This window comes from Streptomyces sp. NPDC004134 (genome assembly GCF_042874195.1).
Lineage (GTDB): Bacteria > Actinomycetota > Actinomycetes > Streptomycetales > Streptomycetaceae > Streptomyces.
The window spans coordinates 368,194-380,445 of the sequence record NZ_JBIAMS010000001.1 but is presented as its reverse complement, the minus strand read 5'-3'; the positions used below and the strand labels follow the sequence as shown (position 1 = coordinate 380,445).

At 73.7% G+C, this 12,252-nt stretch carries 13 protein-coding genes; 8 read left to right on the top strand and 5 right to left on the bottom strand.

Features of this window, described 5'->3' with window-relative positions:
- Positions 1 to 244 precede the first annotated feature (244 nt).
- Both ACFYVJ_RS01675 and ACFYVJ_RS01670 read right to left on the bottom strand, forming a co-directional pair.
- On the bottom strand, positions 245 to 868 hold the full coding sequence (locus tag ACFYVJ_RS01675) for a response regulator (RefSeq protein WP_388885445.1): 624 nt from the start codon (positions 866 to 868) through the stop codon (positions 245 to 247).
- Positions 865 to 2,124 (bottom strand): sensor histidine kinase, encoded by a 1,260-nt coding sequence (locus ACFYVJ_RS01670; RefSeq protein WP_388885442.1) that lies wholly within the window; start codon positions 2,122 to 2,124, stop codon positions 865 to 867. The genes ACFYVJ_RS01675 and ACFYVJ_RS01670 overlap by 4 nt, the downstream gene beginning before the upstream one ends.
- A gap of 219 nt (positions 2,125 to 2,343) precedes the next feature.
- On the opposite strand from ACFYVJ_RS01670, the gene ACFYVJ_RS01665 reads away from it, so the two are divergent.
- The 5 genes from ACFYVJ_RS01665 to ACFYVJ_RS01645 all read left to right on the top strand — a co-directional run bounded on the left by ACFYVJ_RS01665 (position 2,344) and on the right by ACFYVJ_RS01645 (position 6,171).
- Entirely contained in the window at positions 2,344 to 2,910 is a 567-nt protein-coding gene (locus tag ACFYVJ_RS01665) for a heme-binding protein (RefSeq protein WP_388885439.1), read from the top strand.
- Positions 2,911 to 3,407: 497 nt separating this feature from the next.
- Positions 3,408 to 4,043, top strand: coding sequence for an ankyrin repeat domain-containing protein (locus tag ACFYVJ_RS01660; protein ID WP_388885436.1), 636 nt, complete (start codon positions 3,408 to 3,410; stop codon positions 4,041 to 4,043).
- Between the two features lie 69 nt (positions 4,044 to 4,112).
- Positions 4,113 to 4,490: a VOC family protein gene (locus ACFYVJ_RS01655; protein ID WP_388885433.1), complete on the top strand. Its 378-nt coding sequence runs from the start codon at positions 4,113 to 4,115 to the stop codon at positions 4,488 to 4,490.
- 249 nt (positions 4,491 to 4,739) lie between these two features.
- Complete coding sequence (locus ACFYVJ_RS01650) at positions 4,740 to 4,913, top strand: hypothetical protein (protein ID WP_388885430.1); 174 nt, start codon at positions 4,740 to 4,742, stop codon at positions 4,911 to 4,913.
- 85 nt (positions 4,914 to 4,998) lie between these two features.
- The gene (locus ACFYVJ_RS01645; RefSeq protein WP_388885427.1) at positions 4,999 to 6,171 is read left to right on the top strand and encodes an epoxide hydrolase; all 1,173 of its coding nucleotides are present in this window, start codon (positions 4,999 to 5,001) and stop codon (positions 6,169 to 6,171) included.
- A 76-nt stretch (positions 6,172 to 6,247) separates the two neighbouring features.
- Here the strand turns inward: ACFYVJ_RS01645 and ACFYVJ_RS01640 are convergent, their stop codons facing one another.
- Both ACFYVJ_RS01640 and ACFYVJ_RS01635 read right to left on the bottom strand, forming a co-directional pair.
- Entirely contained in the window at positions 6,248 to 6,628 is a 381-nt protein-coding gene (locus ACFYVJ_RS01640) for a hypothetical protein (RefSeq protein ID WP_388885424.1), read from the bottom strand.
- Entirely contained in the window at positions 6,625 to 7,845 is a 1,221-nt protein-coding gene (locus tag ACFYVJ_RS01635) for a helix-turn-helix domain-containing protein (protein WP_388885421.1), read from the bottom strand. Before ACFYVJ_RS01635 ends, ACFYVJ_RS01640 begins: the two co-directional genes overlap by 4 nt.
- A gap of 152 nt (positions 7,846 to 7,997) precedes the next feature.
- On the opposite strand from ACFYVJ_RS01635, the gene ACFYVJ_RS01630 reads away from it, so the two are divergent.
- Positions 7,998 to 8,447, top strand: a complete 450-nt coding sequence (locus tag ACFYVJ_RS01630) for an ATP-binding protein (RefSeq protein ID WP_388885418.1) — start codon at positions 7,998 to 8,000, stop codon at positions 8,445 to 8,447.
- Between the two features lie 75 nt (positions 8,448 to 8,522).
- Here the strand turns inward: ACFYVJ_RS01630 and ACFYVJ_RS01625 are convergent, their stop codons facing one another.
- A complete protein-coding gene (locus ACFYVJ_RS01625) occupies positions 8,523 to 8,849 on the bottom strand; it encodes a chorismate mutase (protein WP_388885416.1) in 327 nt (108 codons plus the stop codon).
- Between the two features lie 288 nt (positions 8,850 to 9,137).
- Between ACFYVJ_RS01625 and guaA the strand changes: the two genes are divergently transcribed.
- Both guaA and ACFYVJ_RS01615 read left to right on the top strand, forming a co-directional pair.
- The gene (gene guaA, locus ACFYVJ_RS01620) at positions 9,138 to 10,712 is read left to right on the top strand and encodes a glutamine-hydrolyzing GMP synthase (protein WP_388885413.1); all 1,575 of its coding nucleotides are present in this window, start codon (positions 9,138 to 9,140) and stop codon (positions 10,710 to 10,712) included.
- Between the two features lie 230 nt (positions 10,713 to 10,942).
- Positions 10,943 to 12,229, top strand: coding sequence for a hypothetical protein (locus tag ACFYVJ_RS01615; protein ID WP_388885410.1), 1,287 nt, complete (start codon positions 10,943 to 10,945; stop codon positions 12,227 to 12,229).
- The last annotated feature ends 23 nt before the right edge of the window (positions 12,230 to 12,252 follow it).

Sequence of the window (12,252 nt, the reverse complement as noted above, 5' to 3'; positions counted from 1 at the left end):
TGCGGGGTGCGGGAAACCGGCCGTACGCACGCGCGCCGCGAGTCGGCGCGCCCCGTGCCGCCTGACCGCCGCCGGCGGCGGTCAGGCGGGGAGGCCGGTCACGGGCCGACCGTCCTCCGCACGCGGGCACGAGCGGGAACGCGCGGGTTTCCCGGTCCGTGAGCCCCGCCCTGCGCGCCGGGTCGCGCCTCCCGGGCGCCCTGCCCCTGCGCGGCCAGGCCCTACCCCCGCCCTGCCGCCGTGCTCAGCCCAGCAGCCGCTGCTCGTTCGCGACCGCCACCGCCGCCGCGCGCGAGTCCACCCCCAACTTGTCGTAGATCCGGCCCAGGTGGGTCTTCACCGTCGCCTCGCTGATGAACAGCGCCCGCGCGATCTCCCGGTTCGAGCTGCCCCGGGCGAGCTGCGCCAGGATGTCGCGCTCGCGGTCCGTCAGCGCCCGGCGCGGGGTGCGGAGCTGGGCCATGACGCGGTCCGCGACCGGCGGCGACAGCACCGTGCGGCCCTCCGCCGCCGCGTGGATCGCCGAGAACAGCTCCTCCGGCCGCTCCGCCTTCAGCAGATAGCCCGTCGCGCCCGCGCCTACCGCGCGGGTGACGTCCGCGTCCGTGTCGTACGTCGTGAGCACCAGCACCCGGGTGCCGGGGAGTTCGGCGACGATCCGGCGCGTGGCCGTCACGCCGTCCATGCCGGGGCCGAGCTGGAGGTCCATCAGCACGATGTCCGGGCGCAGCTTCGCCGCCGTCGCGAGCGCCTCCTCTCCCGTGCCCGCCTCGCCGACGACGTCGATGTCCGGGGCGCTCGACAGCAGCGCGAGCAGCCCGGCGCGGACGACGGCGTGGTCGTCGCAGAGCAGTACGCGGACGGTCATGACGAAGTCCCTTCCCTCTCCTGCCTCGCTTCCCGTACGGCACCACCCGCCGGCACCGCCGCCGACAGCACCGTCCCCTCGCCCCGCGCCGACTCCACCGTCAGCCCCCCGCCGAGCTGCCGCAGCCGCGCCCGCATCGCGGGCAGCCCGTGCCCCCGCGCCGCCCCCGGGCCCGGGACCGTCTCCGGGTCGAAGCCGCGGCCGTCGTCGGCGACGTCCAGCACCACCTGGTCGCCGAGGTCGCTGAGGGTGAGCGCCACGTGCGCGGCGCCGGCGTGCTCGCGGGCGTTGGCGACGGCCCCCTGCGCGACCCGCAGCAGCGCCGCCTGCGTACGCTCCGGCAGCTCCGGCGGCGTACCGTCCTGCCGGAACACCACCTCCGGACCCCCGCCCGCCCCGCTCTCCCGCTCCGCCAGCCGCGCCAGCGCCTCCGCGAGGCCGCCGCCCCCGGCGAGGTCCGCGGGAGCCAGGTCGTACACGAAGCGGCGGGCCTCGGCGAGGTTGCGGTCGGTGACGGCGGCGGCGACCTCGACGTGCCGCATCGCCGCGGCCGGATCCGTCCGCCACGTACGCTCCGCCGCCTGGAGGAGCATCCGCTGGCTGGACAGCCCCTGCGCCAGGGTGTCGTGGATCTCCGCGGCGAGCCGCTGCCGCTCGGCGAGGGTGCCCTCGCGGCGTTCGGTGGCGGCGAGTTCGCGGCGGGTACGCACCAGGTCGTCGATCAGCGCGCGCTGCCGCGCGGACTGCCGCTGCATGGAGACGAAGACCGCCGCGGCCAGGGCGGCGACCGCGGGCGGGCCGAGGATGAGGATGGGCAGGTCGCCGTCGTTCCTGGCGATACGCAACTGGGCGGCGACCACGAGCACCGTGAGTGCCCCGATGAGCCACAGCGCGGCGCGGGTCGGCAGGATCCGCAGCGCGGCGTAGAAGAGCGGGACGCCGCTCCAGGCGAAGCTCGGCGCGCACACGACGAGCACCACCCACACCCCCACGAGCACCCCGAGCCACACCCGCCCCGCGGTTCCGCCGGTCCCGCCGGGGCCCCCGAGTCCGCCGCGCCCGATCACGTACACCGCGACCAGCGCCGCCGTCAGCCCCACGACCCACGGGATGAGCCCGCTGCCGGGGTGGCGCAGCAGGTACCGGGCGAGGGAGGCGGCGAGCAGCAGGAAGAAGGCGGTGTGGAGCACCGCGCGCAGCCGCCCCGCGTCGGGGTCGGCCCGGAGCGGGCCGAGGGGGTCGGTGGGCACGTCCATCTTCGTTTAGTACCGCGCGGGGGCACCGCGCCGCATCAACCGTTCGGCTGACCCCCGTATCGCCCGACCTGCCGCCCGACGGCAGCCGCACCGCCGACCCGCGGGGGCGCGGGGCGGGCCGAGGGTGGAGGTACGGAGCAGGCGGTACGGGCCGGAGGGCGCGGGCCGCCGGGCTCGACGGAAGTCCACGTACCGTACGTACCGGAGGGAACGCCCACCATGAAGAAGCTCTCGATCCGCGCCCGAGTCCTGACCGGTGCCGCCGCGGCGGCCGTCGCAGGCGGCGGTGTCCTGGGCGCCGCCGCGACCGCGACGGCGGAGCCGGCGGCGGCACCGGCTCCCGCCGCGGCAGCGGCCAAGGGCGGTGTCGCGGCCAAGGACCTCGCCACCACCCGCCACCTGACCGACGACGCCGCGCTGGAGGCCGCGCAGGCGGCGCTGAAGGCGGCCGAGAAGGACGGCCAGCGGGTGACGGTCGCCGTGGTCGACCGCAACGGCAACACCATCGTCACCGTCCGCGGCGACGGCGCAGGGCCGCAGTCGTACGAGTCCGCGGAGCGCAAGGCGTACACCGCCGTCTCCTGGAACGCCCCCACCTCCGACCTCGTCGAGCGGCTGGACGACGCCCCGAACCTGAAGGACATCCCGGGCACCCTGTTCCTGGCCGGGGGCGCCCCGGTGCAGGCGAACGACGCCCCGATCGCGGGCATCGGCGTGGCCGGCGCGCCGAGCGGCGCCCAGGACGAGGCGTACGCGGAAGCCGGCGTCGCCGCACTGGGCCGCTGATGCGCGGCCGCCCGCCTCTGCACCGGCGCGTGCAACCCGTCGCGACGCGGGAGCCGCGGGGCGGTGGGACCACGGGTCCGCCGGGTGGGCCGACTGCGGCTCCGCGGGATGGGGCGCCCCCGCCCGGGCGGTCAGGCGCGGCTCCCGATCCGCGGCCTCGTGCGCCCCAGGCACCGGGGGCGCGTGCGGCCCGGCGCGACGCAGGAGCCGCGTCGGCCCGGGCGTCGGCCCCGTCCCTGCCCCCGTCCCCGCCCCTGCCCCCGTCCCCGCCCCTGCCCCCGTCCCCGCTCCTGCCCTCGTCCCTGCCCCCGCCCCGGGCCGCGGCAGCCGTGCCGTCCGCCCGCCGCCGCGGCCTCCGCGGCGGCGCGGCGGCGGCCGGCGCCGTACTCGCGGCCCTCGTCGCGGTCGCCGGCTGCGCGGGGGACGGCGAAGCGAAGCCGGGTGCATCGTCCCCCGCTCCCTCGACGCCCGCCGCCCCCACCACCCCGGGAGACCCCGTGTCCGACAGCCCCGCACCCCGCGACACCCCCCGCGACCCGGCGAGGGACCGCGACCTGCTCGACGCCGCCGAGCGCGGCGACGCCGGCGCGGTACGCGCCGCGCTCGACGCCGGCGCGCGCCCGGAGGCCCGCGACGGCCACCGCCGCACCCCGCTCCTCCTCGCCGCCCTCGGCGACCACGTCGCCGCCGCCCGCCCCCTCGTCGCCGCCGGCGCCGACCCCGACGCCCAGGACGACCGCAGCGACAGCGCCTGGCTCGTCACCGGGGTCACCGGCAGCACGGAGATGGCCCGCCTCCTCATGTCCGGCGACCGCACCCCGGACCTGACGGTCACCAACCGCTTCGGCGGCACGTCGCTGATCCCGGCCTCGGAGCGCGGCCACGTCGCGTACGTCCGCTGGATCACCGAGCACACGGACATGGACGTCGACCACGTCAACGACCTCGGCTGGACCGCGCTCCTCGAAGCGGTGATCCTCGGCGACGGCGGCAAGGACCACCAGGAGATCGTCGCCCTCCTCCTCGCCGCCGACGCGGACCCCGCCATCGCCGACAAGGACGGTGTGACGCCGCTCCGGCACGCGAACGACCGCGGCTTCACGGAGATCGCCACGCTGCTGGAACGCGCCTGACCGATGACTTTCGCCGCCGGCCCGGGTCGATGATGGACGACCCGGCAATCAGCGCAGAAAGGACATCCGATGGGAAACCCCGTGGTGCACTTCGAGGTCATCGGACGCGACCCCGCGAAGCTCCGGAGCTACTACGGCGAGCTGTTCGGGTGGGAGTTCGGAGTGGGCGACGCGGCCACCGAGTCGGTCTCCCAGCCCGGCAACTACGGCTTCGTGGACGGCAGCACGACGGACGGGGGGATCAACGGCGGCGTCGGCGGCGGTGAGGGCTACGCGGGCCGCGTCCTCTTCTACGTAGGAGTCCCGGACGTGGAGGCCGCACTCCGGAAGGCCGAGACCCTGGGCGGCACCCGCCGCATGGGCCCGGAGGGCACCCCGGGAACCCTGGTGGTAGGCCACTTCACAGACCCGGAGGGCCATCTGATCGGCGTAGCCGGCACGAGGTAGCCGCCAGTCCCCCCGACGATCACGTCGGCGGGGGGACGTGGCGAAGAGCGGGCCTGGACAGGTCCGGCTCGGACGAGTAGACAAGGCACGAGCTCCGGCGGGAGGGGGGTGCACCTGTCTACCGGCCGACGACCCATGAGCATGTGCCCCCACGACGGCACCTCCAGGCCGTGGAGCGCCCGGTACCCGAGGGCTCTGTGCAACGAATGCCCGCGCCGGGCAACGGATCTGGCGGGCCGCCCGATCAAGATGTACAACACCGGCCTGGGCGGCGGCTTCATGGCGGTCCACCGGGACGACGACACGGAATGCGAGCAGGTCACGGTCGACGGCCTGGTACTCGTCGACGGCGTTCGCTACTGGGCCGCCGAAGCCCGCTTCGGCGGCATCGTGGTCCAGCCGGAGGACTGCCGTCCCGGCTGACGCTCGCGTCGGTCCTCCCTTCCCCCCACCCACCAGGTCCGGGGTTATGGTTCCCCACAGCCGGTTCCGATGGCCAGGAGGTCTCATGCCTCGTCCACGTCACGACGTGCAAGCATTCCAAGCCCGTGCGACCGACGCCGACCTCGACGATCTGCGCGCGCGACTGGCCGCGGCGAGGCTGCCGGAGGCCGAGACGGTCCATCGGGCCGGGCCCGGCCCGCGCCGATGGGCACAGGGCGTTCCGCTCGCCGACCTCGTCGATGTCGTGAACTACTGGCGCACCGGGTACGACTGGCGGTCGTTCGAAGAACGCCTCGATCAGATCGGCCAGTTCCGTACGACCATCGACGACCTGGGAATCCACTTCCTGCACCGCCGATCCGCGCGCGCGGATGCCGTTCCCCTGATCCTGACCCACGGCTGGCCGGACAGCATCGTGCGGTTCATCGATGTGGTGGACGAGCTGGCGGATCCGAAAGACGCGGACACGCCGGCCTTCCACGTCGTGGTCCCGTCGCTACCGGGCTTCGGCTACAGCGACAGGCCGGCCACCACCGGGTGGGGAACAGAAAAGATCGCGGGCGCCTGGGTGGAGCTGATGGGAAGGCTGGGCTACCCCGAGTTCGCGGCCCACGGCGGCGACTGGGGCGGCAACATCACCACGGTCCTCGGCGGCAGGTTCCCGGCGCACGTCCTCGGCATCCACACGACCTTCGCGGAGGGACCGCCCGGTCTGACGACGGACGGGCTGACGGCGGACGAGCGCAAGTGGGCCGAGGAGACCCGTGATTTCTGGCGCCACCGTGCGGCGTACGCGAAGCAGCAGGCGACCCGGCCGCAGACCATCGGCTATGCGCTGGTTGACTCACCGGTCGGGCTTCTCGCCTGGATCCTCGACAAGTTCGCCGAGTGGTCGGACACCGAGGACAGCCCGTTCGAGAGGATTTCCAGAGACCGCATCCTCGACGACGTCACCCTGTACTGGCTGACCCGGACCGGCGCATCGGCGGCCCGCATCTACTACGAAAGCCACAACTCGCTCGACCCCGAACTCCGGGTCGACGTCCCTTCGGCCATCACCGGGTATCCCCGCGACGTCGAGAAGTGTCCGCGCCCCTGGGCACAGGAGCGGTACCGCCGGATCGTCCGATGGAGCCTGCCCGAGAGCGGGGGACACTTCCCGTCGCTGGAGGTCCCCGAGCTTTTCGTCAAGGATCTGCAAGAGGGCCTGGCGGCAGTACTGGCCGCACCCCGCTGAACCCGGCCCGGCATCCCGGCGCTCGGCCACCGCCCGGTCCGGAAGCCCGGCCACCGTGATCGGGTCGAGCGGGCAGCTACGGGGTGGTCGCCCTCTCGATGGCGTCGAAGATGTCCGCGTCCGTCTCCTGCTGCCACTCGGGAAGCTCGGACCAGTCCGCGACATAGCCCGGCTTCGGGTCCTCGATGCGGTAGTAGATCTGCGCAATCCAGCACGTGGCGACGAAGCGCCCGCGCTGTTCCCTGCTCAGCCGACCCGTGCTGCCGCCCGACAACTCGATGAACTCCCGCACCTGTCGGCACACGACCGCCGCGGCCTCCCGCTCCCAGTCCGGCGTCTCCCCCCACGGTGTGACGTACCCGGGCTTCGGCTCGCCGGGAAAATGCTTCCTGACCCCCGCAATCCACGCCTCGCGAAAGATGCGGCCTTCCTCGATGTCCACGGATCTTCCTTTCATGCTGAGAAGTTCAGCGCAGAAATCTGCTCGGTCAGGTCTCTCACTCGGTGGTCGGACTTCAGCGGTTCGAGTTCCGTCCTGAGCCCGAGGAGCTTACGGCCGATCCAGCCGGATCCGCGTTGGCGCGCGATCCGCAGGGCCTCGTTCGCGTACGACACGATCTGGTCGATGTCCCGCCGCTGTACCCCGATCAGTGCCAGATCCGCCAGAATGCCACCCCGCCGGCGTGACGAGGGAGGCAACTGCTTCAACGCCGCATTGAGTGCGTCCTCGGCCAGATCCGGTCGCTGGAGTTTTGTGAAGCACGTGCCGCGTTCCTCAGCGAGGCGGGAGCCGTCGAACCTCAACCACCCGCCGTTGTGTACGGGGCCAGAGAGCGCATGGACTTCCTCGGCTTCATCCAGGTACCGCTTGCATGAGTCGAGATCACCTATGGCTGCGAAGAGTTCGGCCTGCACCGCGGCAACCCAGTGCCGAGTGGAAAGCTGCGCATCTCCGCGCCGGGCCACATTACCCGCCAGCTCCACCAGCGGAGCGGTTTCCTCGTACCTCTGGTCTCCGTACAGACCGATGAAGGCGTGCCGCGTCAGCGCACAGGCCCACAGGTCCGGATCCTCGGCCTCCCGCGCCGCGCTGGCCGCGAGGGTGTAGCAGTGAGCTGCGTCAGTGTAGCGATTGCCGTCGAACATGATCTCTCCCGCAAGTTGGAAGAGATCCCCCGCGTCCGCGCAGAGACGCTTGTGTGCCGCTCCGTGACTTGCCCGAAGGGCCCCGGATAATTCGACCGCCTGATCGCGGACAAAGGGGTACATAGACTGCTTGGAGGACGCCAGGGCGTATACCTGCCACAGGTGCGGGCCCATGCTCGTGTAGCCCGTCGGTCCGCTCGCCGCGGCGGGCGTGGGCATGGAGACCATCGCGCCTGCCATGGTCATGAGCTGAAGGAAGTCACGTCGGATCACGTCGTCAGAGCCGCCCCCCTGCGACCTCGTGGCCGCTGCCGGAGTCTCGTCCGCTGCCAACAGGCTCTCCAGCTCCGCCGGGGTCACCCTGAGGAGCCGCGCGAGCTTCGGCCACAGAAATCCCTGCGGAGCCGCCTCACCGCGTACCCAGCGGCCGACCGTGGTGCGGTCGACGGACAGGGCATGCGCGAACCGTTCCTGACTGTAGCCGCACGCCTTCATACGCCGAGCTAAGCGATCACGCCTGTCCGCCATACCTCGTCCTCCCAGGCATGCCGTCTTCCCTGGTCACGGTAGTGGATGCAGCAGACGTGCGGCACAACTGCCGTGGAAGTGACGTGGTTACGGCCGCGCGGCGGCCGTTGACTGGTACCGGTCCGCTTCAACTTTCCACGAGAGGCCGTGAGATGGCCGCACAGGCAGAAGATCCGCAGGCATTGAGCGCGCACGTGGTGAAGTGGCAGTGGCGCAGGCATCGCAGGTGCGTGGGCCTGGCGCGGGCTCAGTTGCGTAAGGCGCTGGCGGGGTGGGGGATGGCCGAGCTGGAGGAGTCGGCCGTGCTGGTGGTGTCGGAGCTGGTGACGAATGCCGTCGTTCATGCCCGTGTACCGCCGGGGCGGGAGATCCAGACGCGTTTCGTACGGCAGGACGGCGGGGTGCGGATCGAGGTGCACGATGCCTCAAGCGTCTGGCCGGTGCGGCGTGCGCCCGACGAGGCCGGGGGCTACGGGTTGCTCCTGGTCGAGACGCTCTCCTCCTGGTGGGGCGTCGCCGAGCGGGACGGGGTCGGCAAGGTGGTGTGGGCTGTGGTCGTCGAGCCGGTGGCCGGGGGTCCGGCCGGGAGTCCTGCACGGTGACCTGAGCCGCCCCGGCTCGGGACGTCCCGGTGCTCCGGCCCCCGTCGTGGCGGCGGAGCACCCGGGCACCCGGCGTCATACCCGGCCGCGGCTGAGTTCCAGGAGGGTCATCGCGAGGGTCGTGCCCGGGCGGCCCAGGTGGTCGCGGTAGCGGGCCAGGATCTCCATTTCGCGGGAGAGGTTCACCCGGCGGCCCCCCGACGCGATGCGGGCCGTCTGGATGCGGGCCGAGACCGCCATCCGTTCCTCGACCAGCGCGATGATCCGCGTGTCCAGGTCGTCGATCCGTTCGCGGGCGTCCGTGATCTCCGTCGCCGCCTCGTCCGTGCGGGCACCGGTCCTGTCGGAGGTGCCGGCCGGTGCGGCGGCGGTGGTGCGGTCGCTCGACCGGGTTGCGTTCATCTCGTCGCTCCTGGGGTCACGGCCCCGGAGCCCGCCGCCCGGCGGGCGCAAACGCAGCGCGCCCCGGGCCTGCCGGCCCGGGGCGCCTGGGAAGTCGCTTGTCAGCTCAAGCGCACGACCATGGCAGCCGGACGGGCCGGTTGCCATAGGTAAAGAGGAAGCTCCGCGTGCGCATGGCCGCCAGTATTCACCCCCGGCCCCTGGTGGCCAAAGGCGGCCCGCATGGTGAGACGGCGGCAGCCGATAGACTCGGCGGTATCTCCCTCCCACCGCCGGAAGGCCGCAGCAGTGACCTCAGCGACCCCCGACACCGTTCTCGTCGTGGACTTCGGTGCCCAGTACGCCCAGCTCATCGCGCGCCGCGTGCGCGAGGCCCGGATCTACAGCGAGATCGTGCCGCACACGATGCCGGTGCCGGAGATCCTGGCGAAGAACCCCAAGGCGATCATCCTGTCCGGCGGCCCCTCCTCGGTGTACGCGGAGGACGCCCCCGGCATCGACCCGGCGATCTTCACCGCCGGCGTCCCCGTCTTCGGCATGTGCTACGGCTTCCAGCTCATGGCCCAGGCCCTCGGCGGCACGGTCGACAACACCGGCAGCCGCGAGTACGGGCGTACGCAACTGGACGTCACCCGCCCCGACTCCACCCTCTTCACGGGCACCCCCGAGCGCCAGGACGTCTGGATGTCCCACGGCGACGCCTGCTCCGCCGCCCCCGCGGGCTTCACGGTCACCGCGTCGACCGAGGGCGTGCCCGTCGCCGCCTTCGAGGACGACCAGCGGAAGCTCTACGGCGTGCAGCACCACCCGGAGGTCGTGCACTCCACCCACGGACAGCTCGTCCTGGAGCACTTCCTCTACCGCGGCGCCGGCCTCGCCCCCACCTGGACCACCGCGAACGTCGTGGAGGAGTCCGTCGCCGCCGTCCGCGCGCAGGTCGGCGACGCGCAGGCGATCTGCGCGCTGTCCGGCGGCGTGGACTCGGCGGTGGCCGCGGCCCTCGTCCAGCGGGCCATCGGGGACCGGCTCACCTGCGTGTACGTCGACCACGGGCTGATGCGCAAGGGCGAGTCCGAGCAGGTCGAGAAGGACTTCGTGGCCGCGACCGGCGTGCAGCTCAAGGTCGTCGACGCGGCCGAGCGGTTCCTCGCCGCGCTCGCCGGGGTGTCCGACCCCGAGCAGAAGCGGAAGATCATCGGCCGGGAGTTCATCCGGGTCTTCGAGCAGGCGCAGGCGGAGATCGTGGCCGCGGCGGGGGAGACCGGGGCGCCGGTGCGCTTCCTCGTCCAGGGCACGCTCTACCCGGACGTCGTGGAGTCCGGCGGCGGCACGGGCACCGCGAACATCAAGTCCCACCACAACGTCGGCGGGCTGCCGGAGGACCTGGACTTCGAGCTGGTCGAGCCGCTGCGGCGGCTCTTCAAGGACGAGGTCCGGATGGTCGGCAAGGAGCTGGGGCTGCCCGAGGCGATGGTGCAGCGCCAGCCGTTCCCCGGCCCGGGGCTCGGCATCCGGATCGTCGGCGAGGTCACGAAGGACCGGCTCGACCTGCTGCGCGAGGCCGACGCCATCGCCCGCGAGGAGCTGACCGCCGCCGGGCTCGACCGCGACATCTGGCAGTGCCCCGTCGTGCTCCTCGCCGACGTGCGGTCGGTGGGCGTGCAGGGCGACGGGCGCACGTACGGGCACCCGGTGGTGCTGCGGCCGGTCTCGTCCGAGGACGCGATGACGGCGGACTGGTCCCGGCTCCCGTACGACGTGCTGGCCCGGATCTCGACGCGGATCACGAACGAGGTGGCGGACGTCAACCGCGTGGTTCTCGACGTGACGTCGAAGCCGCCGGGGACCATCGAGTGGGAGTGAGCGGCCCGGCGCCCCCGCCGCGGCGGCGGTAGGGCAGAATTCGCTCTCATCACATGTACGGCTTGCGGTCAAGGGGGCACGAGGTGGCGGTGGAAGCGGGGGGCGACGACTCGGCTACGGGAGCCGCATACGTCCCCGTACAGCCCGGCCCGCCGGTCGCGGGCACGGGTGCGAGCGCGGGCGCGGGTGTCCTGGGACCTGGCGACACGGCCGCGTCCGGTGAAGGGCCCGTGTCCGGTGCATCGGGCGGTACGCCGGCCGGCGCTGCCGCTACGCCGGCGGACCCTGCCCCCGCGCCGTCCGGTGTCTCGCCGGCAGACCCCGCCGTCGAGTTCGCCCGCCGCCGCGACGGCTTCGCCGCCGGCGAAGGCGTGCCCGCCGGCGTCGCCTACTCGCCCGGCGCCTCCCGCCAGTGGGTCTCCGACGAGCTGACCCGCTCCGCCGACACCCTCGCCGAGCGCGGCGCCGCCGCGGGCGGGACGTGGCTGGCCTCCCTGTGGCGGCGCAGCCTGTACGTCATCGGCGCCGGCCTGCTCGCCCTCCTCCTCGTCATCGGGCTCACCGCCCTCGGCCCCGGCTGGACCCGGGCCCGTACCGCGGCGCTGCTCGCCGCCGTGCTGACCGCGGGACTCCTCGCCGGTGCCGCGTGGCTGAACCGCGCCCGCGGCGGGCTCCTGGCCCCCGTCGTCGGCGAGGACGGCCGGCTGTCGACCGGCCGCGCGGTGGCCGGCGCCTGGACGCTGCTCGCCGGGTACGCCCTGCTGCACCTCGCCCTCGCGCTGGCCCTCGCCGACGGTTCCGCCGCCCGCGACCGGCTCCTCGACGGCCTCGGCTGGTCCGGCACGGGCGCCGGCGCCGGCGGTGCCGCCGGGCTCGTCGTCACCGTCGCCGTCGCGTGGGCCGCCGCCCTCGGCGCCCGCGCCGTCGTGGCGTACCGGCTGCGCAGCGGCGGGCTGACCAAGACCCGCGCGGCCCGCCCCCGCGGCGCCGACCTGCTCACCGACGACGCCGGCCGCGCCGCCGCCGTCGACGTCCAGTACGTCGTCGTCTCCGCCGCCGCCCTGCTCTTCGCCCTCGTACAACTCGGCCGCCGGCCCGAGCAGTTGCCGGGGCTGCCCTGGGGCGTGGCCGCGCTGGTCGCGGTGAGCGCGGCGGTGCACCTGGCCGCCCGGCTCGTCGACGGCGGGCGTCCCGCCGTGCTCTCCGTCGTCCGGGTCCGCGAGCCCGGCGACCTGCACACCGCGATCCGCACCGGCGACGACATCGAGGTCCGCGGCACCGGCTTCGTGCCGCCGGGCGCCGAGTCGCCGGAGCTGCTGGCCCGCGTGGTCGTGCGGATCGGCGCCGTCCACGTGCACGTACCGCTGGTCCCCGTGCCCGGCGGCTTCGCCAACCCCGCGCCCACCCGGCTGACCGTCCCGGTGCCGGTGGACGTGGAGCCGGGCCGCACGGAGTTGCGGGTCGTCACCGCCGGAGGCGCGGAGTCCGCTCCGTACCTGCTCGACATCGTCGACTGAAGCGGACGCGAACGACCCGATCC

Coding starts and splice junctions, on each gene's coding strand:
- ACFYVJ_RS01675 (WP_388885445.1), bottom strand. CDS start 868: ATGACCGTCCGCGTACTGCTCTGCGACGACCACGCCGTCGTCCGCGCC.
- ACFYVJ_RS01670 (WP_388885442.1), bottom strand. CDS start 2,124: ATGGACGTGCCCACCGACCCCCTCGGCCCGCTCCGGGCCGACCCCGAC.
- ACFYVJ_RS01665 (WP_388885439.1), top strand. CDS start 2,344: ATGAAGAAGCTCTCGATCCGCGCCCGAGTCCTGACCGGTGCCGCCGCG.
- ACFYVJ_RS01655 (WP_388885433.1), top strand. CDS start 4,113: ATGGGAAACCCCGTGGTGCACTTCGAGGTCATCGGACGCGACCCCGCG.
- ACFYVJ_RS01650 (WP_388885430.1), top strand. CDS start 4,740: ATGTACAACACCGGCCTGGGCGGCGGCTTCATGGCGGTCCACCGGGAC.
- ACFYVJ_RS01645 (WP_388885427.1), top strand. CDS start 4,999: ATGCCTCGTCCACGTCACGACGTGCAAGCATTCCAAGCCCGTGCGACC.
- ACFYVJ_RS01640 (WP_388885424.1), bottom strand. CDS start 6,628: ATGAAAGGAAGATCCGTGGACATCGAGGAAGGCCGCATCTTTCGCGAG.
- ACFYVJ_RS01635 (WP_388885421.1), bottom strand. CDS start 7,845: ATGGCGGACAGGCGTGATCGCTTAGCTCGGCGTATGAAGGCGTGCGGC.
- ACFYVJ_RS01630 (WP_388885418.1), top strand. CDS start 7,998: ATGGCCGCACAGGCAGAAGATCCGCAGGCATTGAGCGCGCACGTGGTG.
- ACFYVJ_RS01625 (WP_388885416.1), bottom strand. CDS start 8,849: ATGAACGCAACCCGGTCGAGCGACCGCACCACCGCCGCCGCACCGGCC.